The sequence below is a fragment of the Aquicoccus sp. SU-CL01552 genome (assembly GCF_040365005.1).
Lineage (GTDB): Bacteria > Pseudomonadota > Alphaproteobacteria > Rhodobacterales > Rhodobacteraceae > Antarcticimicrobium.
This window is the reverse complement of record NZ_BAABWV010000013.1, coordinates 116,368-140,692: the sequence shown is the minus strand read 5'-3', so window position 1 is coordinate 140,692 and position 24,325 is coordinate 116,368. Positions and strand designations below refer to the sequence as shown.

The 24,325-nt window shown below is 66.6% G+C and carries 23 protein-coding genes; 14 read left to right on the top strand and 9 right to left on the bottom strand.

The window, feature by feature from the left end; translation table 11 throughout:
* Positions 1–91: 91 nt before the first annotated feature.
* Complete coding sequence (locus ABWV23_RS15380) at positions 92–1,312, top strand: aminopeptidase P family protein (RefSeq protein WP_353349312.1); 1,221 nt, start codon at positions 92–94, stop codon at positions 1,310–1,312.
* A gap of 269 nt (positions 1,313–1,581) precedes the next feature.
* Here the strand turns inward: ABWV23_RS15380 and ABWV23_RS15375 are convergent, their stop codons facing one another.
* Positions 1,582–2,007: an Lrp/AsnC family transcriptional regulator gene (locus ABWV23_RS15375; RefSeq protein ID WP_353349310.1), complete on the bottom strand. Its 426-nt coding sequence runs from the start codon at positions 2,005–2,007 to the stop codon at positions 1,582–1,584.
* A 118-nt stretch (positions 2,008–2,125) separates the two neighbouring features.
* Between ABWV23_RS15375 and ABWV23_RS15370 the strand changes: the two genes are divergently transcribed.
* A complete protein-coding gene (locus tag ABWV23_RS15370; RefSeq protein ID WP_353349308.1) occupies positions 2,126–2,437 on the top strand; it encodes a cupin domain-containing protein in 312 nt (103 codons plus the stop codon).
* 70 nt (positions 2,438–2,507) lie between these two features.
* Here the strand turns inward: ABWV23_RS15370 and ABWV23_RS15365 are convergent, their stop codons facing one another.
* Positions 2,508–2,936 carry a MarR family winged helix-turn-helix transcriptional regulator gene (locus tag ABWV23_RS15365; protein WP_353349306.1) on the bottom strand — a complete coding sequence of 143 codons (429 nt, stop codon included), beginning with the start codon at positions 2,934–2,936 and terminating at the stop codon, positions 2,508–2,510.
* A gap of 104 nt (positions 2,937–3,040) precedes the next feature.
* On the opposite strand from ABWV23_RS15365, the gene ABWV23_RS15360 reads away from it, so the two are divergent.
* From ABWV23_RS15360 to ABWV23_RS15340, 5 genes are read left to right on the top strand one after another with little or no spacing between them, the layout of a single operon-like run.
* A complete protein-coding gene (locus ABWV23_RS15360; RefSeq protein WP_353349304.1) occupies positions 3,041–3,883 on the top strand; it encodes an FAD binding domain-containing protein in 843 nt (280 codons plus the stop codon).
* A complete protein-coding gene (locus ABWV23_RS15355) occupies positions 3,880–6,621 on the top strand; it encodes a molybdopterin-dependent oxidoreductase (protein WP_353349302.1) in 2,742 nt (913 codons plus the stop codon). Before ABWV23_RS15360 ends, ABWV23_RS15355 begins: the two co-directional genes overlap by 4 nt.
* Positions 6,618–8,090: a 6-hydroxynicotinate reductase gene (locus tag ABWV23_RS15350; protein ID WP_353349300.1), complete on the top strand. Its 1,473-nt coding sequence runs from the start codon at positions 6,618–6,620 to the stop codon at positions 8,088–8,090. Before ABWV23_RS15355 ends, ABWV23_RS15350 begins: the two co-directional genes overlap by 4 nt.
* Positions 8,087–8,929, top strand: a complete 843-nt coding sequence (locus ABWV23_RS15345) for a UPF0280 family protein (RefSeq protein ID WP_353349298.1) — start codon at positions 8,087–8,089, stop codon at positions 8,927–8,929. Before ABWV23_RS15350 ends, ABWV23_RS15345 begins: the two co-directional genes overlap by 4 nt.
* Positions 8,922–9,503, top strand: coding sequence for an amino acid synthesis family protein (locus ABWV23_RS15340; protein ID WP_353349296.1), 582 nt, complete (start codon positions 8,922–8,924; stop codon positions 9,501–9,503). The genes ABWV23_RS15345 and ABWV23_RS15340 overlap by 8 nt, the downstream gene beginning before the upstream one ends.
* A 249-nt stretch (positions 9,504–9,752) precedes the next feature.
* Here ABWV23_RS15340 and ABWV23_RS15335 read toward each other — a convergent pair whose 3' ends face one another.
* The 4 genes from ABWV23_RS15335 to ABWV23_RS15320 all read right to left on the bottom strand — a co-directional run bounded on the left by ABWV23_RS15335 (position 9,753) and on the right by ABWV23_RS15320 (position 13,691).
* Positions 9,753–10,490 carry an SDR family NAD(P)-dependent oxidoreductase gene (locus ABWV23_RS15335; RefSeq protein ID WP_353349294.1) on the bottom strand — a complete coding sequence of 246 codons (738 nt, stop codon included), beginning with the start codon at positions 10,488–10,490 and terminating at the stop codon, positions 9,753–9,755.
* A 139-nt stretch (positions 10,491–10,629) separates the two neighbouring features.
* Positions 10,630–11,589: a hydroxymethylbilane synthase gene (gene hemC / locus ABWV23_RS15330; protein ID WP_353349292.1), complete on the bottom strand. Its 960-nt coding sequence runs from the start codon at positions 11,587–11,589 to the stop codon at positions 10,630–10,632.
* 408 nt (positions 11,590–11,997) lie between these two features.
* Entirely contained in the window at positions 11,998–13,326 is a 1,329-nt protein-coding gene (locus ABWV23_RS15325; protein ID WP_353349290.1) for an ammonium transporter AmtB, read from the bottom strand.
* A 26-nt stretch (positions 13,327–13,352) separates the two neighbouring features.
* Complete coding sequence (locus ABWV23_RS15320) at positions 13,353–13,691, bottom strand: P-II family nitrogen regulator (protein WP_353349288.1); 339 nt, start codon at positions 13,689–13,691, stop codon at positions 13,353–13,355.
* A 253-nt stretch (positions 13,692–13,944) separates the two neighbouring features.
* Here ABWV23_RS15320 and ABWV23_RS15315 point away from each other — a divergent pair, with 253 nt between their 5' ends.
* The gene (locus ABWV23_RS15315) at positions 13,945–16,128 is read left to right on the top strand and encodes a transglycosylase domain-containing protein (RefSeq protein ID WP_353349286.1); all 2,184 of its coding nucleotides are present in this window, start codon (positions 13,945–13,947) and stop codon (positions 16,126–16,128) included.
* Positions 16,129–16,194: 66 nt separating this feature from the next.
* Here ABWV23_RS15315 and ABWV23_RS15310 read toward each other — a convergent pair whose 3' ends face one another.
* Both ABWV23_RS15310 and ABWV23_RS15305 read right to left on the bottom strand, forming a co-directional pair.
* On the bottom strand, positions 16,195–16,800 hold the full coding sequence (locus tag ABWV23_RS15310) for an MlaC/ttg2D family ABC transporter substrate-binding protein (protein WP_353349284.1): 606 nt from the start codon (positions 16,798–16,800) through the stop codon (positions 16,195–16,197).
* The gene (locus ABWV23_RS15305) at positions 16,801–17,517 is read right to left on the bottom strand and encodes an MlaA family lipoprotein (protein WP_353349282.1); all 717 of its coding nucleotides are present in this window, start codon (positions 17,515–17,517) and stop codon (positions 16,801–16,803) included.
* A gap of 237 nt (positions 17,518–17,754) precedes the next feature.
* Between ABWV23_RS15305 and ABWV23_RS15300 the strand changes: the two genes are divergently transcribed.
* The 6 genes from ABWV23_RS15300 to ABWV23_RS15275 all read left to right on the top strand — a co-directional run bounded on the left by ABWV23_RS15300 (position 17,755) and on the right by ABWV23_RS15275 (position 23,733).
* On the top strand, positions 17,755–19,503 hold the full coding sequence (locus tag ABWV23_RS15300; protein ID WP_353349280.1) for a type I secretion system permease/ATPase: 1,749 nt from the start codon (positions 17,755–17,757) through the stop codon (positions 19,501–19,503).
* Positions 19,500–20,906, top strand: coding sequence for an HlyD family type I secretion periplasmic adaptor subunit (locus ABWV23_RS15295; RefSeq protein WP_353349278.1), 1,407 nt, complete (start codon positions 19,500–19,502; stop codon positions 20,904–20,906). Before ABWV23_RS15300 ends, ABWV23_RS15295 begins: the two co-directional genes overlap by 4 nt.
* Before the next feature lie 68 nt (positions 20,907–20,974).
* Positions 20,975–21,436 (top strand): RidA family protein, encoded by a 462-nt coding sequence (locus ABWV23_RS15290; RefSeq protein WP_353349276.1) that lies wholly within the window; start codon positions 20,975–20,977, stop codon positions 21,434–21,436.
* Positions 21,433–22,209, top strand: a complete 777-nt coding sequence (locus ABWV23_RS15285; RefSeq protein ID WP_353349274.1) for a glycerophosphodiester phosphodiesterase family protein — start codon at positions 21,433–21,435, stop codon at positions 22,207–22,209. The genes ABWV23_RS15290 and ABWV23_RS15285 overlap by 4 nt, the downstream gene beginning before the upstream one ends.
* A gap of 46 nt (positions 22,210–22,255) precedes the next feature.
* Entirely contained in the window at positions 22,256–23,443 is a 1,188-nt protein-coding gene (locus tag ABWV23_RS15280; RefSeq protein ID WP_353349272.1) for a GNAT family N-acetyltransferase, read from the top strand.
* The gene (locus ABWV23_RS15275) at positions 23,440–23,733 is read left to right on the top strand and encodes a 4a-hydroxytetrahydrobiopterin dehydratase (RefSeq protein ID WP_353349270.1); all 294 of its coding nucleotides are present in this window, start codon (positions 23,440–23,442) and stop codon (positions 23,731–23,733) included. The genes ABWV23_RS15280 and ABWV23_RS15275 overlap by 4 nt, the downstream gene beginning before the upstream one ends.
* Before the next feature lie 43 nt (positions 23,734–23,776).
* Here ABWV23_RS15275 and ABWV23_RS15270 read toward each other — a convergent pair whose 3' ends face one another.
* Entirely contained in the window at positions 23,777–24,265 is a 489-nt protein-coding gene (locus ABWV23_RS15270; RefSeq protein WP_353349268.1) for a peroxiredoxin, read from the bottom strand.
* Positions 24,266–24,325 lie beyond the last annotated feature (60 nt).

Below are 24,325 nucleotides of genomic sequence, written 5' to 3'. Positions count from 1 at the left end.
GATGGCGTCGCCGGCTTCCCCCGTCACGAACGGGGAAGCGCCCGTATCCCCGTCCTGTACGCCGGGACCTTTCTGAAAAGGAGGGTCTGTGATGACCGCACGCCCAGAGCATTTCCGTTTCCACACCGACAAACAGGCGGGCGACAAGGCCCCGCTGCCCTTTGCCGAGACCGAGTACCAGGCCCGCCTGAACGGTCTGCGCGCCGCGATGGACGAGGCCGGGGCGACCGCCGTGGTGCTGACTTCGATGCAGAACGTCGCCTATTACTCGGGCTTCCTCTACTGCGCGTTCGGCCGCCCCTATGCCATGGTGGTGACCGCCGACAGCGCCGTCACCATCTCTGCCGGGATCGACGCCGGTCAGCCCTGGCGGCGCAGCTTCTGCGACAACATCACCTATACCGACTGGGCCCGTGACAATTTCTGGCGCGCGGTGCTCTCGGTCACCGGCCCGAACCGGGTGGTGGGGTACGAGGGCGATCACCTCACCCTGATGCAACGCGACAAGCTCGAGGATTTCCTGTCGCCGGTCACCATGGTCGACCTGGCCCCGGCCACCATGCGCCAGCGGATGCACAAGTCCCCCGCCGAGATCGCGCTGATCCGCGCCGGGGCCCAGGTCGCCGACGTGGGCGGCTATGCCATCCGTGACGCGGTGCGCGAGGGTGTGCGCGAGATCGACGTGGCAATGGCCGGACGCGACGCGATGGAGATCGAGATCGCGCATCGCTTTCCCGATGCCGAGTACCGTGACACATGGGTCTGGTTCCAATCCGGCCTCAACACCGACGGCGCCCACAACCCGGTGACCGCGCGCCGGCTGCAACGCGGCGACATCCTGTCGCTCAATACTTTTCCGATGATCTCGGGCTATTACACCGCGCTGGAGCGCACCATGTTCGTCGGCGAGGTCGATGCGGAGAGCCTGAAGATCTGGGAGGCCAACGTCGCCGCCCATGAATACGGCATGTCGCTGCTGCAACCGGGGATCAGCTGCGCCGAGGTCACCCAGGCGATCAACGCCTTCTTCGCCGAGCGTGACCTGCTGCAATACCGCAGTTTCGGCTACGGCCATTCCTTCGGCGTGCTGTCGCATTACTACGGGCGCGAGGCCGGGCTGGAACTGCGCGAGGATATCGACACCGTTCTGGAACCGGGCATGGTGATCAGCATGGAGCCGATGCTCACCATCCCGCAGGGTCAGCCCGGCGCCGGCGGCTACCGCGAACACGACATCCTTGTGATCACCGAGGACGGCAACGAGAACATCACCGGCTATCCCTACGGCCCGGCGTTCAACGTGGTGGCGTGACACCGGCGAAAGCCCCTCCCTGTCACCCCCGCGAAAGCGGGGGCCTCCCGATCAAGCCACCGGTCCCCCAGGTCCCCGCCTGCGCGGGGATGACAGGGGAGGGGGCACCGCCCATAGGGGCGGTCGGGCGCCGCCCATAGGGGCGGTCGGGCGCCGCCCGGCGGCGCTCCGCGCCTTGTTCCGGGCAAATCGCGTCGCCCTCTGCGTTGTCGGGAAATTTGCGGTGAAGGACGGCTTCGAGCCCAGAGTGCAAAATTTCTGCCGTGCGGCTAAGCTCCGCTATTAAGCATTCTCAGGACAACGCTCGAACTCGAACTGGCGATAAAATCACTCGCCCCAATCTTGTCATTGAGAGCCGTCAAGGCCGCTACGTCTGGGACGGTGCATCTGACCAAAGCATCTAGCTCGCCAGACAAGGAAATCACTTCCTGCACACCTTCAAGAGAAGCCATCCAATTCAGTGCTGGATCGCAAGGCCGGACTGAAATTTTCACGAAAAGAATGGCTCGGATCAGGTCATCCTTTGCCTGCGCCACCTGCACACGATATCCGCGGATCACCCCGCTTGCCTCCAGCTTCGAAAGCCGGTCTTGAACCGCCGTTCGGGACAACCCGATCTGACGCCCTATCTCAGCTGCGCTTGTCCGAGCGTTGCCTTCGAGAACTGCCAGTATTCGTCTATCTGTGTGATCCAAGTCGAATTTCCCCGAAACGCAGGCCAATGACGTCGGTACGCAAGTGTCCGACGCTTCGCGCGTCCTCTAACATCTTAGCCGATACGCAACAGATCAATGAACCGAAGGAGAGTGAGATATGCAGAAGATCACTGCAAAAGAGTTCACGGGACAAAAGGCTTGGGACGCATTGGACATCGAGCGCATCGACGACGCAACAGTACGGCTCCATTGGACCGATGCGCCTTACAAGTGGCACGTGAACGATGGCCCGGAGGTGTTTGTCGTTCTTGACGGCGAAGTCGACATGCATGTTCGCCGGGATGGCACAGAGGACGTCCTGCGATTGCTGCCGGGTGACATCTTCCATGCAGAGAACGGCGACGAGCATGTTGCCCATCCGGATGGGCCAGTCCGCGCGCTCGTCATCGAAAAAGCTGGAAGCGTCTGAAGCGGCCACTCATGAGTGGCGGGGCGAAGGCCGGTTTGTCCGCAGACCCGACCTCCACCCTGAGCCCCCCTCAGGTCAGCTTGCCCAGCAACCGCAGGAACACCGCCCGTTCCCCCGGCTCCAAGGGCGCCAGCGTCTGCGCCGTCACCGCATGGGCCGCCGCCAGCACCGAAGAATACAGCGCGCGCCCCGCTTCGGTCGGGGTCAGGAACACCCGCCGCAGATCACCCGGATCGGGGGCCGAGGCCACCAGGTCTCGCCGCCGCAGCCGGTCGATCACCCCCTTGATCGTCGCCGCGTCCATCGCCGTCGCCCGCCCCAGCGCGTTCTGGCTGGCCTGTCCCAGCTCGCACAGCTTGGCCAGCGCCGCGAACTGGGTCGGTGTCAGCTCGGGGATGGCCTGCGCGAACAGCGCCAGGTGCCGCTGGTTCGCCCGCCGCATCAGGAATCCCACTTGGTCGTCCAGCCGGTAATCGCCGCCGCCGGTTTCCTCGCGCATGGTCCCCTCCCTTTGATCGGACATGTTGACAGGGCCGGGGGCGCTGCCTCACACTCTTGCTTGTATACTAACAATAAACCACCCAACAGCGCGAGGGTCCGGCCATGAGCCTGTATCTCCGCCCCGGCAATCTGCAAGAGGCGCTCGATGGCCTGGCGCGCGCACCCGCCGTGGTCGCCGCCGGCTGCACCGATCTGTTCCCGGCCACCGAGCGTCCCGCGCTCGACGGTCCGGTGCTCGACATCACCGGCATCAAAGACCTGCGCGGCATCACCGAAACCGGCGATGGCTGGCGCATCGGTGCCACCACCACCTGGACCGACATCACCCGCGCCGCCCTGCCGCCGGGGTTCGACATGCTCAAGCAGGCCGCGCGCGAGGTCGGCTCGGCCCAGATCCAGAACGCCGGGACAATCGCCGGCAACCTGTGCAACGCCTCGCCCGCCGCCGACGGGGTGCCGCCGCTGCTGGCGCTCGACGCCACGGTCGAACTGGCCAGCGCCACCGGCACCCGCACATTGCCGCTTTCCGCCTTCATCACCGGTCCCCGCACCACCGCGCGCCGGCCCGACGAGATTCTCACCGCGCTGCACATCCCGCGCGACGCCGGGCAGGGGGCCAGCCGGTTCCTCAAGCTCGGCGCGCGCCGCTACCTGGTGATATCCATCGCCATGGTCGCCGCCCGCATCACCGCTGCGCAAGGCCGGGCGGCCCATGTGGCCCTTGCCATCGGCGCCTGCGGCCCGGTCGCCACGCGGTTGCCCGAGGTGGAACGCGCGCTCACCGGTCTGCCGCTCTCGGATCTGCCCGGTGCCATCGACGCCGGCCAGGTCGGCGCCGCGCTCTCTCCCATCGACGATCTGCGCGGCGATGCCGCCTATCGCCGCCATGCCGCCACCGCGCTCTTGCGCCGCGCGGTCGCCGAAACCGTGGAGGCCCCGGAATGAAGGACATGCCCCCGATCACCCTCACCGTGAACGGCGCAGCAGCGCAGCTTGACGTCGCCCCCGGCTGCCGCCTCTCTGCGGCGCTGCGCGAGGAACTCCACCTCACCGGCACCAAGGTCGGCTGCGACGCCGGCGATTGCGGTGCCTGCACTGTGCTTCTGGATGGCGAACCGGTCTGCGCCTGCCTCACCCCCGTGATCCACGCCGAGGGGGCCGAGATCACCACCGTCGAGGGGCTGGGCGCCCCGATGGAGCGGCTCAGGTCCGCCTTTCTGCGTCACGGCGCGGCGCAATGCGGCATCTGCACCCCCGGCATGCTGGTGGCCGCCTCGGCGCTGCTGGCCCGCCCCGGAACGCCCGACCGCAACACGGTCGAAGAGGCGCTGGGCGGTGTGCTCTGCCGTTGCACCGGCTATGCCAAGATCATCGACGCGGTGCTCGACGCCGCCGGTGCCACGCCGCGGGCCGAACCCGCCGTCGCCCCCGCCAATGGCGTGGCGGTCGGCGCAAGGCTGGAGCGGCTCGACGGTGCCGCCAAGGTCGCCGGAACCGAGGTCTACGGCGCCGATTACGCCCCCGAGGGCGCGCTCTGGGTCCGCGCCATCCGAAGCCCGCATTTCGCCGCCCGCTTCACCCTCGGCGATCTTGATGCCTTCGCGCGCGACACCGGGCTGCGGGTCTTTACCGCTGCCGACATCCCCGGCCAGAACACCTTTGGCACCATCCCGCCCTTTGCCGATCAGCCCGCGCTGGCCGAGGGCGCGGTGCGGATGCGCGGCGAGGCGGTGGCGCTGGTCGCCGGCGACAAGGCGACCGTCGAATCGCTCGATCCCGGCAGCTTCCCCGTCACATGGGAGGCCGCGCCCGAGCTGCTGGATCCCCCCGCCGCCCGCGCCCCCGATGCCCCGCTCGTGCACCAGACGCGCGAGGGCAACATCCTGATCGGCGGGCTGGTGCATTGCGGCGATCCGGAAGGGGGATTTGCCTCTGCCGCCCATGTGGCCGAGGGCGCGGCGCAGACCCCTTACGTCGAACACGCCTATATCGAGCCCGAGGCCGGCGCCGCCTGGCTCGACGGTGACACGCTGGTGATCCAGGCCTGCACCCAGGCCCCGATGATGGACCGCGACGACACTGCCCGCGTTCTCGGCCTGCCGCCCGAACGGGTGCGCATCATTCCCGCCGCCGCCGGTGGTGGCTTCGGCTCGAAACTCGATCTCTCGGTCCAGCCGCTGATCGGGCTGGTGGCGCTGAAGACCGGCCAGCCCGCGCGGATGACCTATTCCCGCCGCGAAAGCATGAGTTCGACCACCAAGAGGCACCCGGCGATCATGCGCGCCCGCATCGCCGCCGATGCCACGGGCCGGCTGACCGCGATGGAGTTCGACGGCGATTTCAACACCGGCGCCTATGCCAGCTGGGGCCCCACCGTGGCGGTGCGTGTCCCGGTCCATGCCTCCGGCCCCTATGCCATCCCGAATTACCACGCCGAGGCCCGCGCCGTGCATACCAATGGCCCGATCTCCGGCGCCTTTCGCGGTTTCGGCGTGCCGCAGGCGGCGATCCTGCAAGAGACCCTGTTCGACGAGCTTGCCCTCAAATCCGGGATCGACCGGCTCGCCTTTCGCCGCCTCAACGCCCTGCCCGAGGGCGGACGCAGCGTCTGCGGGCAAGAGCTGCACGGCGTCGGCATCGGCGAGTGCCTCGACGCGCTGCAAGCCCGTTGGGACGCCGCGGCGCAAGAGGCCGAGGCGTTCAACGCCACCCATCCGGGGCGCAAACGCGGCATCGGCATCGCCTCCTGCTGGTACGGCTGCGGCAACACTGCCCTGCCCAATCCCGCGACCATCCGCGTCGGGATCACGCCGCAGGGGCAACTGAAACTGCACCAGGGTGCCACCGACATCGGTCAGGGCGCCAACACGGTGATCACCCAGATCTGCGCCGACGCGCTGGGCCTGCCCATCGCGACGTTTGAGTTGGTTGGCCCCGACACCGCGCTCACCCCCGATTGCGGCAAGACCTCTGCCTCGCGCCAGACCGTGGTGACCGGTAACGCCGCGCTGATGGCGGGCCGGGCCCTGCGCGCGCGCATCCTTGCCATGACCAACATGGGCGAAGCGGCACGGATCGCGCTGCACCCCGGTGCCGTTTCCGTGAGCGAGGGCGACCAGACCCGGCGCATCGAGCTTGCCGCGCTCAAGGCGGACGCCAACGGCTATGCGCTGGCCGCCGAGGAAACCTATGATCCCCCGACCCATGCGCTGGACGAGAACGGGCAGGGCATCCCCTATGCCGTCTATGGCTATGGCGCGCACCTGGCCGAGGTCGAGGTCGACCTTGCCCTCGGCACCGTCCGGGTTCATCGCCTGACCGCTGCCCATGATCTGGGTCGCGTCATCAACCCGCTTCTGGCCGAGGGCCAGATCGAGGGCGGCATCGCCCAGGGCCTCGGCCTCGCGCTGATGGAGGAATATATCCCCGGTCGCACCGAGAACCTGCACGATTACCTGATCCCCACCACCGGCGACATGCCCCGGATCGACACGATCCTGATCGAGGACCCCGACCCGGAGGGGCCGTTCGGCGCCAAGGGCCTTGGCGAACACGCGCTGATCCCCACCGCGCCCGCGATCCTCAACGCCATCCGCGATGCCTGCGGCGCCAAGGTGACGACGCTGCCGGCCCTGCCGCACCGGGTGCTGGCCGCGATCCGCGACGCGGAGCAAACCCCATGACCGACCGCCCCCCGCGCCCCGAGAAGACCCGGCCCGAAAAGATCCGCTGCGACGCTTGCCCGGTGATGTGCTACATCGCCGAGGGCCGCATCGGCGCCTGCGACCGCTATGCCAACCAGGGCGGTCGCATCATCCGCTGCGACCCGCTCACCGTGCTCGACCGCCGCATCGCCAAGGGAGACGAGGTCAAACCCTTTCTCAAGGCTGACTGGGACGGCACCCTGTCCGGTGACGATCTCTTTGTCACCGCCGTCGGCGCCGGCACCACCTATCCCGATTACAAACCGGCGCCCTTCATCGTCTCGCGCGAGTTGGACGGCGCCGATTTCGTCACCGTGGTAACCGAGGCGATCTTTTCCTACTGCGGCGTCAAGATAAAGATCGACACCGACCGCCACCTCGGCCCCGAGGGCGCGGTGGTGCGCGCCAAGGGCGAGGCGGTGGGGTTGGTGATCACCTCCGAATACGGCTCGCAGATGCTCAGCCTCGGCGGCGTCGACCACCTCACCGGCGGGTCGAAGCCCGAGGGCCGCGTCACCTGCGACACCCTGCTGCGCCTGTGCAACCGCGAGGCGGTGGAGCTTTCCGTCGACGGCGGCGCCAGCGTCATCGTGCAGGCGGGACAGCCCCCCATCGTCGACGGCCAGCGCGAAGAACGGATGCGCGTCGGTTGCGGCTCGGCCACCATCGGCATGTTCGCCAGCCAGTGGCAGGGGCTGGTCGACGAGGTGGTCGTCGTCGACGATCACATCACCGGCGTGGTCAGCGAACACCAGGCGGGCAAGGTGCTGGGCTGGCCCGACACCGGCATTCGCATCAAGGGCCGCCGCTCCACCCCCGGTCGCTATTTCCAGGTGGCCGAGCCGGGTCTCGGCTGGGGCGGCACCGACATCACCGATCCGCTCACCATCCTTGGGGAGTGGAACCCGAAAAAGGGCGCGCGGCCCGGGTTGACCCTGCTGATGGTCTCCACCACCGGCGAACAATTCGCCTATTACACCCTCGACGACGACCTCGTGCCGCAACCGCGCGACCTGCCCGAGGCGCTGCGCGCTTCCGTCGAGCTGATCGCGGAGAACTGCGAACCGGCGCTCTGTACCGTGATGTTCATGGGCGGCGCCGGCGGCTCACTTCGCTCTGGCGTCACCAAGAACCCGGTGCGCCTGACCCGCTCGGTCCAGGACGAGAAAACCCGCGTCACTGTCGGCGGCGCGCCCGCCTATGTCTGGCCCGGCGGCGGTATCACCCTGATGGCCGACGTGACACGGATGCCCGACAACGCCTTTGGCTCGGTGCCCACCCCGGCCATCGTCGCGCCGCTGGAATTCACCCTGCCGCGCGCCGAATACCGCGCGCTGGGCGGGCATGACGACAAGGCCCGCTCGGTGGATGACATCCTTGAACACGGCGGCGACTACGGTGCCGATGTGCGCGCCGTCGGCCCCGTGACCGGCAAGGACGGCGCATGACCGGCCCGCAGATCGCCTTTCTGCCCGACCGCCGCCGCCTGCACCTGCAGCACGGCCCGATCGACCTGATCATTGATGCCGAGGGGCTGGGCCGTGACGCCGCCCTGCGCGCCGCCGCCGCCCGCTTCGACAGCGTGCTCGAGGAACTGGTCGCTGAACTGCCGCTTCTGCGCGCGCCCACCGGTCCCCGCCCCGAGGGCGAAATCGCGCGACACATGCATGCCGCCACGCTGCCCTTTCGTCCGGCCTTCATCACCCCGATGGCCGCCGTCGCCGGCGCCGTGGCCGACAGTGTGCTGTCCGCCATGACCGGGGCCGGGGCGCTCACCCGCGCCTATGTCAACAACGGCGGCGATATCGCCCTGCACCTCGCCCCGGGCGAAAGCTTCACCGCCGCCATCGCCGGCGGCACACCGGGCCGCGCGACCATCGGGGCCGACAGCCCCACGCGCGGCATCGCCACCTCGGGCCGACATGGCCGCAGCCACTCTCTCGGCATCGCCGACAGCGTCACCGTGCTGGCCGCGACTGCCGCGCAGGCGGACGCCGCCGCCACGATGATCGCCAATGCCGTCGACCTGCCGGGCAACCCCAAGATCACCCGAACCCCTGCGCGCGATCTCTCCCCCGACAGCGATCTCGGCGACCGCCTTGTCACCGTCGATCTCGCCCCGCTGATTGGGGCAGAGATCGACACCGCCCTCGCCGGTGGCCTCGCCCTTGCCGAGACCTGCCGCGCACGCGGGTTGATCCACGCCGCGCTGCTGACACTCTCGGGGCAGACCCGAACGCTCGGCGCGCCCGACCTCATAGCTTCCAAGGAGCCGACCCATGCCTGACTTTCCCCTGCGCAAGACCATGATCTTCATCGAGGACATCCACCACGAGGGCGGTCCGCCCCCGGCGCAGCCCCGCCGCCGCGCCGCCATCGTCGCGCTCGTGAAAAACCCTTTCGCCGGCAGCTATACCGAGGACCTGCAACCGGCGATGGAGGATCTCAAGCCGCTCGGGCTGATGATGACCGACCGGCTGATAGAGGCGATGGGCGGCATCGAGGGCATCGACGGCTACGGCAAGGCCGGGCTGGCGGGCGAGGGCGGCGAGTTGGAGCATACCGCGCTCTGGCACGTGCCCGGCGGCTATGCCATGCGCGCGCGGTTGGGCGAGGCCAAGGCGATCGTCCCCTCGGCGATGAAGGTTGGCGGCCCCGGCACCCGCATCGACATCCCGTTGGGCCACATCAACGCCGCTTACGTGCGCAGCCATTTCGACGCGATGGAGGTCGGCCTCCCCGATGGCCCCCGCGCCGATGAACTGCTGTTCGCACTGGCAATGAGCCGCGGCGGCCGCATCCACCACCGCATGGGCGGCCTGCAGGTCGAGGATGTCACCGGCGAGGACGGGTTGCGCTGACGCGCCGTCATCGCGCGCCACTACGCTGTCATCCCCGTGCCTCCACACTGTCATCCCCGCGCAGGCGGGGATCCCCCCCGGCCCCCGGATTGCCGCCTTCGCGGCAATGACAGGGGAACCCGGCCCGCTCACGCCCCCACGTGTCATTATGCGCCGCTACGCTGTCATCCCCGCGAAAGCGGGGACCTCTCAATCCATGTCCCGCTGTGACGATGGTTCGCCGGTCCGCGCGACCGACCCTCCGATCTCCTACCCGCTTGACCCGAACAACCGGTGAAACAGCCCGATCGGCAGGTGCCGGCCAATCGTGAACAGCCAGGAAAACGGTGCCGGGAAACTGGTCGAGAACCGCCCCGAGCGGATCGCGCCGATCACCCGCGCCGCTGCTACCTCCGGCTCCATGATCTGCGGCATGGGAAAATCGTTCTTCTCGGTCAGCCGGGTGCGGATGAAACCGGGATTGGCCAGTTGAACCCGCAGGCCGGTCCCGCGCAGGTCCACCCGAAGGTTCTCGCCCAGATGCATCAGCGCCGCCTTGCTTGCGCCATAGCCGATCGCGCCCGGCAGCCCGCGATGCCCGGCCAGTGACCCGATCAGCACGATCCGCCCCGCGTCCCGTGCCACCATCCCGGGCAGGACCCGGCCCAGCACCCGCAATGCGCCGGTGAAATTGGCCTCGACCATCGCCTCGGGCGCACCGGGTTGCCAGCGGGTCGCCGGCATCGGGTCGTACAGCCCGACGCAATAGATCACCCCGTCGACCGTCCCGACCGCGTCCGCCGCGCGCTGCACCGAGCCCGCATCGCTCACGTCCATCACCACCGCGCGGGCGTCGCGCAGCGGCGCTGCCACCGCCTGCAACCGTTCCGCCCCCCGCGCCGAGAGCACCAACCGCGCACCGTTGGCATCCAGCGCCCCGGCCAGCGCCCGGCCCAGCCCTTCGCTGGCGCCGACGATCCACCATGTCTTGCCGTTGAACGGGTCCATCACGCCACCGCCTCCGCCCGGCAAGGGGCGAAACTTGCCGTCGGATTTGTGACTGTCATCATGGCATGCGGCATCGGGCGGGGCTCCTGTTCCTGCCTTGATTACGCAGCCCGATGGCGTTTGGTTCAGAAATCGCGCCTCAGCCGCGCCAGTCGAAGAACCCCGGTCCGGCCCGCTCCAGCAGCTTCAGCGCCATCTCGCGCCCCAGCGCCGCGCCGTCCTCGACCGGGCAGCTGGCATCCTCGGCAATCGCCTCGGACCCGTCCGGGCGCAGCACCTCGCCGCGCAGCCGCAGCGTGTTGCCGTCCAGTTCCGCCAGCCCGGCAATCGGCGTTTCGCACGACCCGTCCAGCGTGGCGAGAAAGGCGCGCTCGGCCGCCAGCCGCTTGGCGGTCTCGGCGTCGTGGATCGCCGCCAGCATCCCGGCCACGGCGGAATCGCTTTCCCGCCGCTCGATACCGATCGCACCCTGCGCCACGGCGGGCAGCATCGCCTCGGGCGCCACCGGCGTTGCGGGCACGTCGCTGCGCCCCAGCCGGTTCAGCCCCGCCATGGCAAGAAAGGTGCAGTCGGCCACACCGTCCGCCAGCTTTTTCAGCCGGGTCTGCACGTTGCCGCGAAATTCGACCACCTTCAGGTCGGGCCGCCGGTTCAATAGCTGCGCCCGCCGCCGCAGGCTCGAGGTGCCGGCAACCGCCCCCTCGGGCAGTTCGGCCCAGCCCGACAGCGCCGGCGAAACGAAACCGTCGCGCACATCCTCGCGCGGCAGGTAGCAATCCAGGATCAGCCCCCCGGGCTGCTCCACCGGCATGTCCTTCATCGAATGCACCGCGATGTCGATCCCGCCCGAGGAAAGCTGTTCCTCGATCTCCTTGGTGAACAGGCCCTTGCCGCCGATCTCCTTCAGCGGCCGGTCCTTTGCCACCAGCGCCGCATCGTCGCCCGTGGTGTGGATCACCACCACCTCGAAGGCCTCTTGCGGCAGGTCAAAGGCGGCGGCCAGCCGGTCGCGCGTCTCATGCGCCTGCGCCAGCGCCAGGGGCGAGCCACGGGTGCCGATCTTCAGCGGCGAAGCGGGGGAGGGAAGCGATGCTGTCATGGCCTTCCCCTTTAGTGATCGGGTCGGGCGCTGACAACCGCGCGATGGTCGCGGGGCGGTGACAACCGGTCGGTCGGATGGGTGGGGATCGCGAAAAAATTCGCTTTGGGCCTGCGGAAATTTCAGGTGCGTTAACCTGTCTGTCCGCCCGTCGTGCCCACGCCGGGGCGGTTTGTACGAAACGGCGCCGAAACTGCCCGAAACCGGCGCTTGGCGCCGGAGCGGGGCCGGCAGGATCGTACAAAACCGCCGGAAACCCCCCCGATTCCGGGGGGGCGACTCGGGGTCTGCCGGGGCTTTCGATGCCGGTTCACGGCGCGCGCGCCGCCGTCATCATCCGGCCATTCGAATCGAAAAAGCCCGGGCGTTTCCGCCCGGGCCAGTGTTTCAGACTGAGGGGAAGGCGCCTCAGCCCTTCGAGAACTCGGGATAGGCTTCCATGCCCAGCTCGGCCATGTCGAGCCCGTTGATCTCTTCCTCTTCCGAGACCCGGATACCGGTCACGGCCTTGAGGATGAACCAGACCACTGCCGAGGCCACCGAGACGAACACACCGACCACGACGATCGAGTAGAGCTGCGTGCCGAGGCTGGCGGCGTCGTTGGTGAAGACCACCGCAATGGTGCCCCAGATGCCGGCGAACAGGTGCACCGGGATGGCGCCGACCACGTCGTCGATCTTGAGCTTGTCCAGCAGCGGGACCGCGAAGACCACGATTGCGCCACCGACACCACCGATCAGCGTCGAGCCGATCAGCGAAGGCGTCAGGGGTTCGGCGGTGATCGAGACCAGACCGGCCAGCGCGCCGTTCAGGATCATCGTCAGGTCCGGCTTGCCATACAGCGCCTGGGTCAGGAGCATCGCGACAACGGCGCCCGCAGCAGCAGCGGTGTTGGTGTTGGAGAAGATCCGGCTGATGTCAGCAACGTTGCCGGCGGTATCCATGTACAGCTGCGAACCACCGTTGAACCCGAACCAGCCCAGCCACAGGATGAACGTGCCCAGCGTGGCGAGGGTCAGGTTCGAACCCGGGAACGGGTGGACCTTGCCGTCCTTGTACTTGCCAATGCGCGGCCCGAGGATGATGGCGCCCATCAGTGCGGCCCAGCCGCCAACCGAGTGCACGACGGTCGACCCGGCGAAGTCCTGGAACCCGGCCGCATCGAGGAAACCGCCGCCCCACTTCCAGCTTGCCTGCACCGGATAGATCACGGCGGTCAGCACGATCACGAAGACCAGGAAGGGCCACAGCTTGATCCGTTCGGCCAACGCGCCTGACACGATCGAGGCGGTCGCCGCACAGAACATCAGCTGGAAGAAGAAGTCGGAACCGACCGAGGCATAGGTCAGGTCCGGCTCGGCCCCTTCGAGGCCAACCGGCTCAAGCCCGGTGACCGCAAGCGCGCCAAGCACGCCGTCGACCATCCAGCCGTCGCCCGGGTACATCAGGTTGTAGCCGAGGATGTAGTAGAAGATCGAGGCAAGCGCGAACAAGGCCACGTTCTTGGTCAGCTGCATGGTCACGTTCTTGCTGCGCACCAGGCCCGCTTCGAGCATCGCGAAGCCGGCGGCCATGAAGAACACCAGAAAGCCGGCGACCAGGAACATGAAGGTGGTGAAGATGAAGCCGATCTCGCCGTTGGGCGGGGTCATGTCGGCGGTGGCCTCCTGCGCCAGGCCCAGCGAGGGCAGCGCGATCAGCGCCGCCGCGGCGGCAATTGAATTGAGTCTTTTCATAGCTCCGTTTCCCTTGGTTGCGCGGCTTAAAGCGCGTCTTCGTTGGTTTCGCCCGTGCGCACGCGGATCGCCTGGTCCACGTCCAGAACGAAGATCTTGCCGTCGCCGATCTTGCCGGTCTTGGCGGTGTTGGTGATGGTCTCGACCACCTGGTCGGCCATGCCGGCACTCACCACGATCTCCAGTTTGACTTTCGGTACGAAGTTCACGGCGTATTCCGCGCCGCGATAGATTTCGGTGTGGCCGGACTGAGATCCGAACCCCTTGATTTCGGTCACCATCATTCCGCGCACGCCGGCCTCGGTCAGCGCCTCGCGGACCTCCTCCAGCTTGAACGGCTTGATTGTCGCAATGATCAGTTTCACGTTCGTCCCCTTCATTCAGCAGGTCTCCCTGCACTCGCAGTGCAAGCAACGCGGTTCGACCGGTCGAAGGGAACGACAAGGTTCAGAAAACAGGCAGTTTGGCAGGATAGTTTGCACAATTTTTGCACACAGATCCTGAAATGATCAAAAAATAGGCGCAAATGAGTCGGGGAATTCGGGGGAAACGGCCCCTCAACAAATCATTCGCGTCCCTGTATCCTGCGCGCAGAACAAGGATCGGGCAGGATCGGGCATGGCCAAGAGAACAGGTCGCAAGCCACCATTGGTGGCTGACAAGCGCTATCCTACGGGATCGCGATCAAAGGCTTCGGCCAAATCGACGGGGCGCAGCAGCCGCAAGACGGCCGCCAAGGCAAAGCCCAAGAAATCGGGGCGCAAACCCGCACCGCGTCGCAGCGGACGCGGCGGGATCTTCGGCGCGTTGCGGGCGCTGGTGCGCGGCATTTTCCGGCTGGTCTGGGGCTTTTCCTGGCGCATCGGCATGGTGTTCGCGCTGCTGGTCGGCCTCGGTGTCGGCTATCACTACAGCCAGTTGCCCGAGTTGTCCGCGCTGCTTGACGGGCGCGCGCGCGGGTCGGTCACGCTGTTGGACCGCGACGGCAAGGTGTTCGCCTGGCGCGGCGACCAGTTCGGCGGGGTGGTTACCACCGAAACGGTTTCGCCAAACCTCAAGAACGCGATCATCGCCACCGAGGACAAGCGGTTCTATCGCCATTTCGGGATCAGCCCGCGCGGCATCGCCAGTGCCGTGCGAATCAACCTGAGCGAGGGGCGTGGACCGCTGTCCGGGCATGGCGGCTCGACCATCACGCAGCAGACCGCGAAACTGTTGTGTCTGGGCGAACCCTTTGATCCCAAGTCCGGCCAGACCGAGACGGAGTACGAGGCGAACTGTCGCCAGGGCACCTTGTGGCGCAAAGTGAAGGAAGCGATCTACGCCATGGCGATGGAGGCGAAGTACTCCAAGGACGAGATCCTGACCATTTACATGAACCGGGCCTTCCTCGGGGCCGGGGCGCGGGGGTTCGAGGCCGCCAGCCAGCGCTATTTCGGCAAGTCGGCGGCCGAGGTGACCCCCGCGGAGGCGGCGATGCTGGCGGGGCTGCTGGTGGCGCCGACCCGCTTTGCGCCGACCAACAGCCTGAGCCGTGCCCAGAACCGGGCCGAGGTGATCGTCGGGCTGATGGAGGACCAGGGCTATCTTTCGGCGGCCGAGGCGAACCAGGCACGCGCCCACCCGGCCGAGCTTTCCGAGGCGGCGGCGGCCCGTGCCGGCGGCTATTTCGCCGATTGGGTGATGGACGAAACGCCGGAGTTCTTCGGTGACAAGACCACCGAGGACGTGATCATCAAGACGACGCTGGACCAGGACATCCAGGCCGCCGCCGAAGAGGCGATGCAGGTGGTGTACCAGGAAAAGGTGAGCCCGGGTTCCAAGGCGCAGGCGGCGATCGTGGTGATGAGCGCCGATGGCGCGGTGCGCGGCATGGTGGGCGGGCGCAAGACCCGGGTTTCGGGGGTGTTCAACCGCGCCACCCAGGCCAAGCGGCAGACCGGGTCGGCCTTCAAGCCCTTTGTCTATGCCACTGCGCTCGACCTCGGGGCCTCGCCGCTGGACACGGTGGTGGACGAACCCTTCTGCATGACCATTCCCGGCTCAGGACGGTGGTGTCCCGAGAACTATACCCACAAGAACTACGGCGAGGTCACCCTGACCGAGGCGCTGAAAAAGTCGCTGAACATTCCTGCAGTCAAGACCTCGGAGAAATACGGGCGGGACAAGGTGCGCATCGTCGCCAGCGAGTTCGGCATCGACAGCGATCTCGCCGCCGGGCCGGCGCTGGCGCTGGGGGCCTCGGAAAGCACGCTGATCGAGATGACCGGGGCCTATGCGGGCATCCTGAACGGCGGCTCGTCGGTGACGCCCTTCGGCCTGACCGAGCTGACCCTGATGGGCGAGGATACACCCGTCTTTGGCGCTGCCGGCGGGATCGGCGAGCGGGTGATCCGCACCGAGGCGGCTGAGCAGCTGATCTGGATGCTGGAAAAGGTCGTGTCCGAGGGCACCGGTCGGCGGGCGCAACTGCCCGGCTGGCAGGTGGCGGGCAAGACCGGCACCTCGCAACAGGCCCGCGACGCCTGGTTCATCGGGTTCACCGCCGATTACGTGACTGGGGTCTGGATGGGGTATGACGACAATACCCCGCTCAAGGGGGTGTCGGGCAGCGGGCTGCCGGCCGAGATCTGGCACGAAACCATGATGCGGGTGCAGGAGGGGCGCACCCCGAAACCGCTGCCGATGCGCGAACCGATCCCGCCGCACCGGCCCGAACCGGTGCGGTCGGATGATGGCGGCAAAGGGGTCGGCGGCGCGGTCAACCAGATCCTGCGCGATATTTTCGGCAGCAATCGCTGAGGTCTGAATGAAAACGGGCCGCGATGATGCATCGCGGCCCGTTCCGTATCGGATGGTCGGCGGCGGTCAGCCGGCGCGCTTGAGGTCGGCGATCAGCTTGTCGAGATCGCCGCGCCGCGCATCGAGCATGGAACCGATCTCGGTCCGCTCGGTCAGCAGCATGTTCACGCCCTCGATATAGATGTTGAAGAACAACTCGCGCCCGGTGCGGTCGGACACGTGGAAGGACACGTCGAAGGGCGATTCCCCGCGCAGGTAGGCGGTGGTGCGGATCTCGAGGAAATTCTTGATCTTGCGCACCTCCTCGACCACCAGCTTGCCGCCGATGAATTCGCGGAACCGCTTGCCGTACTTGCGCGAGATATAGCCGGTGAAAGCCTGGGTAAAGGCGCGTTTCTGCGCATTGGAGGCACGACGACCATCCACGCCCAGGGCATAGGCGGCGATATAGGAGGTGTCGGAGTAGGCTTTGAAGATGCGTTCGAACTCCCGGTACATCGCCGATTCGGACTTGCCGCTGTCGATCACGCGGTTGATATCGGCCACCAGCTTGTCGACCATGCTGCGGGCCGAAGCCGGGTTCAGCGCCAAAGCCGAACGGGGAAGCGCCGCGATTCCCGCCGCGGCCGACATCGACCCGATCAGGTGTCGCCTGGATACATAAACAGTCATTCAGAAACCCTCGGTGCTGATCTCGTCCGGTGTAATGTAGAGGTCGGTGTTCTCGCCTTCCAGTTCGAAGCGTCGATTCTGGAGGTAAAGCGTGCGCAACTGCGCGTAACTGTCGGCGCTGTCGTAGAGCATCGCGTCGACGGTGTCGGAATAGCGGCCCCGATCCCCCATGCGGCGCACGATCTGGGCATAGGTGCCCAGGTTGTCGGCCGGGCGCGGATCGGTGTAATCGAGCGGGTTGGTGAAAAGGTTGACGACGACGCCGACCGCATCCCGCGCGGTGGAGGGGCCATAAAGCGGCAGTTCGACGTAAGGCCCCTCGTCAAAGCCCCAGACATGCAGCGTTTCGCCGAAATCGGTATCGACCTTCGGGATATTGAATTCAGAGGCCGGATCGGCCAGCCCTGCAAACCCGACGGTGGAGTTGACGAGGAACCGGAACAGGGCCGTTCCGGCCTGCTCGACCTTTCCCTGCAACAGCGAATCCACCATGATCCCCGGCATCGAGAGGTTCTCGGCGAAATAATTGAAGCTGTCGACCATCGGCTCGGGGACGATGGTGACATAGCCCTTGGAGGCCGGTCGGAACAGAGCCTTGTCAACCGCGAGGTTGAAGCCGTGGATGGTCCTGTTGGTGCTCTCGTAGGGATCGAAAATCTCTCCGGATGCCTTTTGTTCGGCTGTTCGTGTCGCGCAGGCGGACAGAAGTCCGGTCATGACAAGCACGGACACAAGGAGGGGAAGGCGCAGAGGGGGCTTCATGATGACATAGGTCCATAGATGCTTGCAGTCGGGCGGCAACTCCTGAAATGTAGGTACATGCGCGTCCGGTCAAAAGTGTCGTTTGTTGCCTTAACGGATGTGTGGCCGTATTGAAACAGAAACGGCGAAATTGTGCGCCGTCGCCTTCGGGTTGAATCTGACCTGGAGCGAAACTTGAGAGTTTGGAGGCCAATGGCACCCCCGTATCGCACCCTCGACCATGGCGAGGACGGTTTCGTGGAACTCGCTGCGGCCCGTCGTCAGAGCCGCGGACTGTTCTGGTTCGTCGGCGTGTTCAGCTTTTTCGCGAATCTCCTGATGCTGACCGGGCCGCTCTACATGCTCCAGGTCTACGACCGCGTGCTCGGCAGCCGGTCCGAGGAAACGCTGGTGGCCTTGTCGCTTTTGGTGGCCTTCCTCTATGGCATGATGGGCATCCTGGATTTCTCTCGCGGCCGAATCATGGCACGCGTCGGCGCCCGGTTTCAGGCGGCGCTGGACCGCCGGGTGTTCGAGGCGATGCTGAAACGGTCGGCGGTGGCCAATGACCCGGTGGCGCAGACCGGGCTGACCGATCTCGAGGCGGTTCAGCGGCTCTGGGCCTCTCCGCCGTTCATGGCGCTGTTCGACCTGCCCTGGACGCCGTTCTTTCTGGCCGGGATCGCGCTGTTCCATCCGTGGCTGGGGATCCTCGCGATTTCGGGGGGCGGGTTGCTGGTGTTGATCACGGTCCTCAACCAGATCTTTTCGCGCAAACCCGTCCAGCAGGCCAACATCACCTCGCACCGGGCCGGGTTGATGGCAGAAGAGATCCGCCATGAGGGCGAGACGATCCAATCGATGGGGATGCGCGGCGCGGCGTTCGACCGCTGGAACCGCACCCGGGAAGAATCGCTGGTGGAATCGGTGGTCGCCAATGATGTCAGCGGCAGCTTTTCGTCCCTGACCAAGACGCTGCGGATGTTCCTGCAATCGGCGATGCTGGGGCTGGGCGCCTATCTGGTGCTGAAGGGCGAGGTGACGGCCGGCGTGATGATCGCCTCATCGATCCTGCTGGGTCGGGCCTTGGCCCCGATCGAACAGCTTGTCGGGCATTGGCCCAACGTCCAGCGCGCACGCAAGGGGTGGCAGCAGGTGGGCGAACTGCTCAGCAAGGTGCCCCCGGATCAGCCGCGAACCGCCCTGCCCAAGCCCAAGGCGCGGCTCGAGGCGCATGCGCTGACCGTGGTGCCGCCGGGCGACAGCCGGGCCAAGCTCAAGACGGTGAGCTTTCGCGTCGATCCCGGTCAGGCGCTGGGCGTGATCGGCCCCTCGGGCTCGGGCAAGACCACCCTGGCGCGCACCTTGACCGGGTTCTGGAGACCGGCGGGCGGGACGGTCCGGCTGGACGGCGCGTCTCTGGATCAATACGCTCCCGACGTTCTGGGTCAGCACATCGGGTACCTTCCGCAGCGGGTGCAGCTGTTCAACGGAACGATCGCCGAGAATATCGCGCGCATGTCGCAAGACCCCGACAGTGAAAAGGTGGTCGCTGCCGCGAGGATGGCGGCGGCGCATGATCTGATCGTGTCGCTGCCGGACGGTTATGACACCCGCGTGACCGCGGGCGGTGGCCGGCTCTCGGGGGGGCAGATGCAGCGCGTGGCATTGGCCCGGGCGCTCTATGGCGATCCGGTGATCCTGATCCTGGACGAACCGAACTCGAACCTCGACAACGAGGGGTCTACCGCGCTCAACAACGCGATCAAGGCGATGAAGGCCGCGGGAAAATCGGTGCTGATCATGGCTCACCGCCCCTCGGCGATCCAGGAATGCGACCTGCTGATGGTGCTGGACGAAGGCCACCGTACGGCCTTTGGTCCAAAGGACCAGGTGCTGCGCGAAATGGTGTCGAACCATGAGCAGTTGCTGAAATCGTCTGGAATGGGCGGCATGAAATGACCGGAACAGAACTGAGTCCGCGGAAAAAGACCGAGATTGGCCGTGCCAAGGTTACCCAGCTTGAAAAACGTCACGCGGGGGCAGCGACGCAGGCAAAGCCCATCGCCAAGCGGGGCTGGTCGGCGCGAAAGCCGGTGGTCATCGGCTTGCTCGGTCTGTTCTTGCTGGTCGGCGGGTTCGGCGGTTGGGCGACCTTTTCGACCATCGCCGGCGCGGTGGTCGTCAGCGGCCGGATCGAAGTGGACCAGAACCGCCAGGTCGTGCAGCATCCCGACGGCGGCGTGGTGGCCGAGATCGACGTGGGCGAAGGCGATCTTGTCAAGCAGGGGCAGGTGCTGCTGCGGCTCGATTCCCGCGATCTGAAATCGCAGCTTCTGATCATCGAGGGGCAATTGTTCGAGCTGATGTCCCGGCGCGGTCGGCTCGAGGCGGAGCGCGACGGCACCGACACGTTGGAGTTCGACCCCGAGTTGCAGGAAGTGGCCGCCGACAGGCCTGATGTCGCCGAACTGGTCGAGGGGCAAAGGCGCCTTTTCTTCGCGCGCCGCGATTCGATCGAACGCGAAATCGATCAGCTGGAGAAACGCCGGGGCCAAATCAGCAGCCAGATCGAGGGGATCGAGGCGCAGCGTGCCTCGCTTCGGGTTCAGCTCGACCTGATCCAGCAGGAACTGGAGAACCAGCAATCGCTGCTGGACCGGGGGCTGGCGCAGGCAGCGACGGTGCTCAACCTGCGGCGCACCGCGGCCAACCTCGATGGGACATTGGGGGAGCTCAAGGCCTCCAAGGCGCAGGCCGAGGGCATGATCACCGAGATCGAAATCGAGATCCTCAAACTGGGCACCAGCCAGCGCGAACAGGCGATCACCCAACTGCGCGACCTGCGCTATCGCGAGTTGGAGATTGCCGAACAACGCCGCGCCCTGCTCGACCGGCTTGATCGGCTGGACATCACCGCGCCGGTCTCGGGCGTGGTCTATGGCATGAGCGTTCATGCGCTGCGCTCGGTGATCCGGCCCGCCGACCCGGTCATGTACCTTGTGCCACAGGATCGCCCGCTGGTGATCGCGACGCAGGTGGACCCGATTCACATCGACGAAATCCACGTGGGCCAGTCGGTCAACCTCCGGATTGCCTCTCTGGATCAACGCCAGACGCCCGAACTGACCGGCAAGGTGATCCAGGTTTCGGCGGACGCGTTCCAGGACGAGGGCACCGGGATGTCATTTTACCGGGCCGAGATCGTTCTCGACGACGGGCAGATGGACAGGCTGCCCGAGGGCACGGTGCTGATCCCGGGCATGCCGGTCCAGGCGTTCGTGCGGACGGCAGACCGGTCGCCGCTGGCCTATCTGGTCAAGCCGCTGGCGGATTATTTCACCAAGGCGTTCCGCGAAACCTGAGGTTTTCGCTTTTCGTGCAAGGCCAACCCGGCTAGCGTCCGCGCGAACTGGCAAAGGAGAGATATCCGATGAGCATTCAAGGCAAACTGGACCAGATGGGCGTGACCCTGCCCAGCGCCCCCGCCCCGGCGGCCAACTATGTTCCCTTCGTGCAGGTGGGAGACATCCTGTACGTTTCGGGCCAGATCTCGATCGACGAGACCGGAGAGCTGATCACCGGCAAGCTGGGTGACACCATGGATGTCGAGGCCGGTGCCGCGGCGGCGAAACGCTGTGCGCTGGGGCTTCTGGCCCAGGTTCGGGCGGCCTGCGGCGGCGATCTGGACCAACTGGTGCGGGTGGTCAAGCTGACCGGCTTCGTCAACTCGACCGGCGATTTCACCCAGCAGCCGCAGGTGGTCAACGGCGCCTCCGATTTCCTTGTCGAGGCCCTGGGCGAGGCCGGTCGGCATTCGCGCTCTGCGGTGTCGGCGGCGTCGCTGCCGCTGGGCGTCGCGGTGGAGATCGAAGGAATCTTTCAGATCCGATGACGACGCTGCCCGTCCTGCCCGATGACCTGCTGCGCCTGCCTGTGGCGCACCGGGCCTATCACGATGTGGAGCGGGGCCGCCCCGAGAACAGCCGCGCCGCGATCCGGGCGGCTGTCGCGGCCGGCTACGGCATCGAGATCGACCTGCAACTGACCGCCGACGGTGCGGCGATGGTGTTCCACGACTACGACCTGGGGCGGTTGACCGGGCAATCCGGGCCGCTGCGCCAGCGCAGCGCGGGCGAGGCGGCGGCGATTCCCCTGCTGCATGGCGATGGCGAGACGATCCCGCGGTTCGAGGAGGTCCTCGACCTGGTCGCGGGGCGGGTGCCGCTGTTGGTCGAGCTCAAGGATCAGGATGGCGCCATGGGGGCCGATGTGGGGGCGCTGGAGGCGGCGGCCGCGCGGGCGCTTTCGGGGTACGCGGGATCGGTGGCGGTGATGTCCTTCAACCCGCACAGCATGGCCGAGATGGCGCGGCTTTTGCCCGATCTGCCGCGCGGGTTGACCACCAGCAGTTATGATCCCGCGGATTGGCCACTGTCGACAGCGACCTGTGATCGCCTGCGCGAGATCCCCGATTTCGGCCGGGTCGGTGCCGGTTTCATCAGCCACGAGGCGGCTGATCTTTCCCGTCCATGGGTGCGCGCATTACACGCTGACGGGGTGCCGGTGCTGTGCTGGACCATCAAATCGCCCGAAGCGGAGGCAGTGGCGCGCAAGCTGGCCGACAATATCACCTTCGAGGGTTATGTCGCTGAATTCCCGGCTTGAACCGCGTCCCGCAGACCACAGATAGTGGGCAGGGCCGGAGGGGCTGATGGACCAGGGGCAGATCGAAATCCAGGTGTGGCCGTCGCTGTCGCGGATCGCGGCGCAAGAATGGGATTCCTGTGCCTGCCCCGAGGCGGCGGAGGGTGGCCGTCCCGATGACCCCTTTACCACGCACCGGTTTCTGCTGGCGCTGGAAGAGAGCGGCTCGGTCGGGCGTGGCACCGGCTGGCAGCCGCAATACCTGACCGCCTATCTCGATGGCATGTTGATCGCGGCGGCGCCGATGTACGCCAAGTCGCACAGCCAGGGTGAGTATATCTTCGACCATAGCTGGGTCCATGCCTATGAGCGCGCCGGCGGGCGATATTACCCCAAACTGCAGATCGCGGTGCCCTTTACCCCGGCGACCGGGCGGCGGTTTCTGGTCAGGCCGGGGTATGAGGGGATCGGCCAGTCGGCGCTGGTCCAGGGCGCGGTGCAACTGGCCGCCGACAACAATATATCGTCGCTGCATGTCACCTTTTGCACCGGGGAAGAGACGGAAGCCGGCGCCGCGATGGGGCTGATGGCGCGAACCAGCCAACAGTTTCACTGGCGCAACGAGGGCTACGCCGATTTCGACGGCTTCCTGGCAAGCCTGTCGTCGCGCAAGCGCAAGAACATCCGCAAGGAACGCGCGCAGGCCAATGCCTTTGGCGGCACCATCCACGCCTTTACCGGCGATGACCTGCGCCCCGAGCATTGGGACGCGTTCTGGGACTTCTACCAGGACACCGGCGCGCGCAAATGGGGCGCCCCCTACCTGACGCGCGGGTTCTTCGACCTGGTGCAGGAGAGGATGCGCGACGATGTCCTGCTGGTTCTGGCCGAACGGGGCGGGCGCTGGATCGCCGGGGCGCTGAACCTGATCGGGCGCGATACGCTTTATGGCCGTTACTGGGGCTGCACCGAGCATCATGCCTGCCTGCATTTCGAACTGTGCTACTATCGCGCCATCGACCATGCCATCGCCCATGGGTTGGGCCGGGTCGAGGCCGGCGCGCAGGGCGAACACAAGCTGGCGCGCGGTTACCTGCCGCGCCAGACGCACAGCCTGCATTGGATTGCCGATCCCGGGTTCTCCGAGGCGGTCGCGCAATTCCTCGAGGCCGAGCGCGCGGCGGTGAGCGAGGAGATCGAGATCCTGACCGAATACGGACCGTTTCGGAGGGTCAGCGTGGAGGAAAAGGAATGAGCGAGAAACTGTCCGACGAAGCCCGTGGCCCGCTGCTGGATCCGCTGCTGCAGAATGGCTGGCAGATGGTCGAGGGGCGCGATGCCATCACCAAGACCTTTGTCTTCGAGAATTTTGTCGATGCCTTCGGCTGGATGACCCGGGTGGCGATCTGGGCCGAGAAATGGAACCACCACCCGGAATGGAGCAATGTCTACAAGACGGTCGAAGTGGTGTTGAGCACCCATGACGTCGGAGGACTGAGCGCACTTGATGCCAAGCTGGCCCGCAAGATGGACGGGTTGCTCTGATCCTCCGGGGACACCGGGCGGCACGGAGCCGCCCGGCGATGTTTCACAGCGCGGCGAGCAGCGTTTCGCCGGTGGTCAGGTCACAGGCACCCGGGGCGACCTCTTCCTGCAGGTGGGTGACCTTGCCATCCTCGGCCACGAGCGCGAACCGCTTGGAGCGCGAGAAAAAGCCGACCGCGGGCACCGTCAGATCCATCCCCAGCCCCTTGGTCAACTCGCTGGCGTGATCGGCCAGCAGGGTGACCCCGGCGTCTCCGGCACCGGTGTCCTTGTCCCAGGCATCCATCACCCAGGCATCGTTCGCGGCGATGCAGATGATCTCGTCAACGCCCTTGTCCCGAAACGCCTGTGCGGTGCGCATGAAACTGGGCAGATGCGAGGTGCTGCAGGTGCCGGTAAAGGCGCCCGGAAGGCCAAAGATGACCACCTTGCGGCCCTTCGTGACCTCGGCAAGGGGGACTTGCTCGGGGCCGTCCGGTCCCAGTCGGCTCAGGGTTGCATCGGGCAGGTGATCGCCGGGTTTGATGGTCATGCGCGGTCCTTTCGCGAGAGATTGTGTTCTTCCCGATCGTGGATGTAGTGTCCTGCCGGA

Excerpts from the sequence above, each read along its gene's own strand:
- ABWV23_RS15380 (WP_353349312.1), top strand. The coding sequence starts at position 92 with ATGACCGCACGCCCAGAGCATTTCCGTTTCCACACCGACAAACAGGCG.
- ABWV23_RS15370 (WP_353349308.1), top strand. The coding sequence starts at position 2,126 with ATGCAGAAGATCACTGCAAAAGAGTTCACGGGACAAAAGGCTTGGGAC.
- ABWV23_RS15365 (WP_353349306.1), bottom strand. The coding sequence starts at position 2,936 with ATGCGCGAGGAAACCGGCGGCGGCGATTACCGGCTGGACGACCAAGTG.
- ABWV23_RS15360 (WP_353349304.1), top strand. The coding sequence starts at position 3,041 with ATGAGCCTGTATCTCCGCCCCGGCAATCTGCAAGAGGCGCTCGATGGC.
- ABWV23_RS15355 (WP_353349302.1), top strand. The coding sequence starts at position 3,880 with ATGAAGGACATGCCCCCGATCACCCTCACCGTGAACGGCGCAGCAGCG.
- ABWV23_RS15350 (WP_353349300.1), top strand. The coding sequence starts at position 6,618 with ATGACCGACCGCCCCCCGCGCCCCGAGAAGACCCGGCCCGAAAAGATC.
- ABWV23_RS15345 (WP_353349298.1), top strand. The coding sequence starts at position 8,087 with ATGACCGGCCCGCAGATCGCCTTTCTGCCCGACCGCCGCCGCCTGCAC.
- ABWV23_RS15340 (WP_353349296.1), top strand. The coding sequence starts at position 8,922 with ATGCCTGACTTTCCCCTGCGCAAGACCATGATCTTCATCGAGGACATC.
- ABWV23_RS15335 (WP_353349294.1), bottom strand. The coding sequence starts at position 10,490 with ATGGACCCGTTCAACGGCAAGACATGGTGGATCGTCGGCGCCAGCGAA.
- hemC (WP_353349292.1), bottom strand. The coding sequence starts at position 11,589 with ATGACAGCATCGCTTCCCTCCCCCGCTTCGCCGCTGAAGATCGGCACC.
- ABWV23_RS15325 (WP_353349290.1), bottom strand. The coding sequence starts at position 13,326 with ATGAAAAGACTCAATTCAATTGCCGCCGCGGCGGCGCTGATCGCGCTG.
- ABWV23_RS15315 (WP_353349286.1), top strand. The coding sequence starts at position 13,945 with ATGGCCAAGAGAACAGGTCGCAAGCCACCATTGGTGGCTGACAAGCGC.
- ABWV23_RS15310 (WP_353349284.1), bottom strand. The coding sequence starts at position 16,800 with ATGACTGTTTATGTATCCAGGCGACACCTGATCGGGTCGATGTCGGCC.
- ABWV23_RS15305 (WP_353349282.1), bottom strand. The coding sequence starts at position 17,517 with ATGACCGGACTTCTGTCCGCCTGCGCGACACGAACAGCCGAACAAAAG.
- ABWV23_RS15300 (WP_353349280.1), top strand. The coding sequence starts at position 17,755 with ATGGCACCCCCGTATCGCACCCTCGACCATGGCGAGGACGGTTTCGTG.
- ABWV23_RS15295 (WP_353349278.1), top strand. The coding sequence starts at position 19,500 with ATGACCGGAACAGAACTGAGTCCGCGGAAAAAGACCGAGATTGGCCGT.
- ABWV23_RS15290 (WP_353349276.1), top strand. The coding sequence starts at position 20,975 with ATGAGCATTCAAGGCAAACTGGACCAGATGGGCGTGACCCTGCCCAGC.
- ABWV23_RS15285 (WP_353349274.1), top strand. The coding sequence starts at position 21,433 with ATGACGACGCTGCCCGTCCTGCCCGATGACCTGCTGCGCCTGCCTGTG.
- ABWV23_RS15280 (WP_353349272.1), top strand. The coding sequence starts at position 22,256 with ATGGACCAGGGGCAGATCGAAATCCAGGTGTGGCCGTCGCTGTCGCGG.
- ABWV23_RS15275 (WP_353349270.1), top strand. The coding sequence starts at position 23,440 with ATGAGCGAGAAACTGTCCGACGAAGCCCGTGGCCCGCTGCTGGATCCG.
- ABWV23_RS15270 (WP_353349268.1), bottom strand. The coding sequence starts at position 24,265 with ATGACCATCAAACCCGGCGATCACCTGCCCGATGCAACCCTGAGCCGA.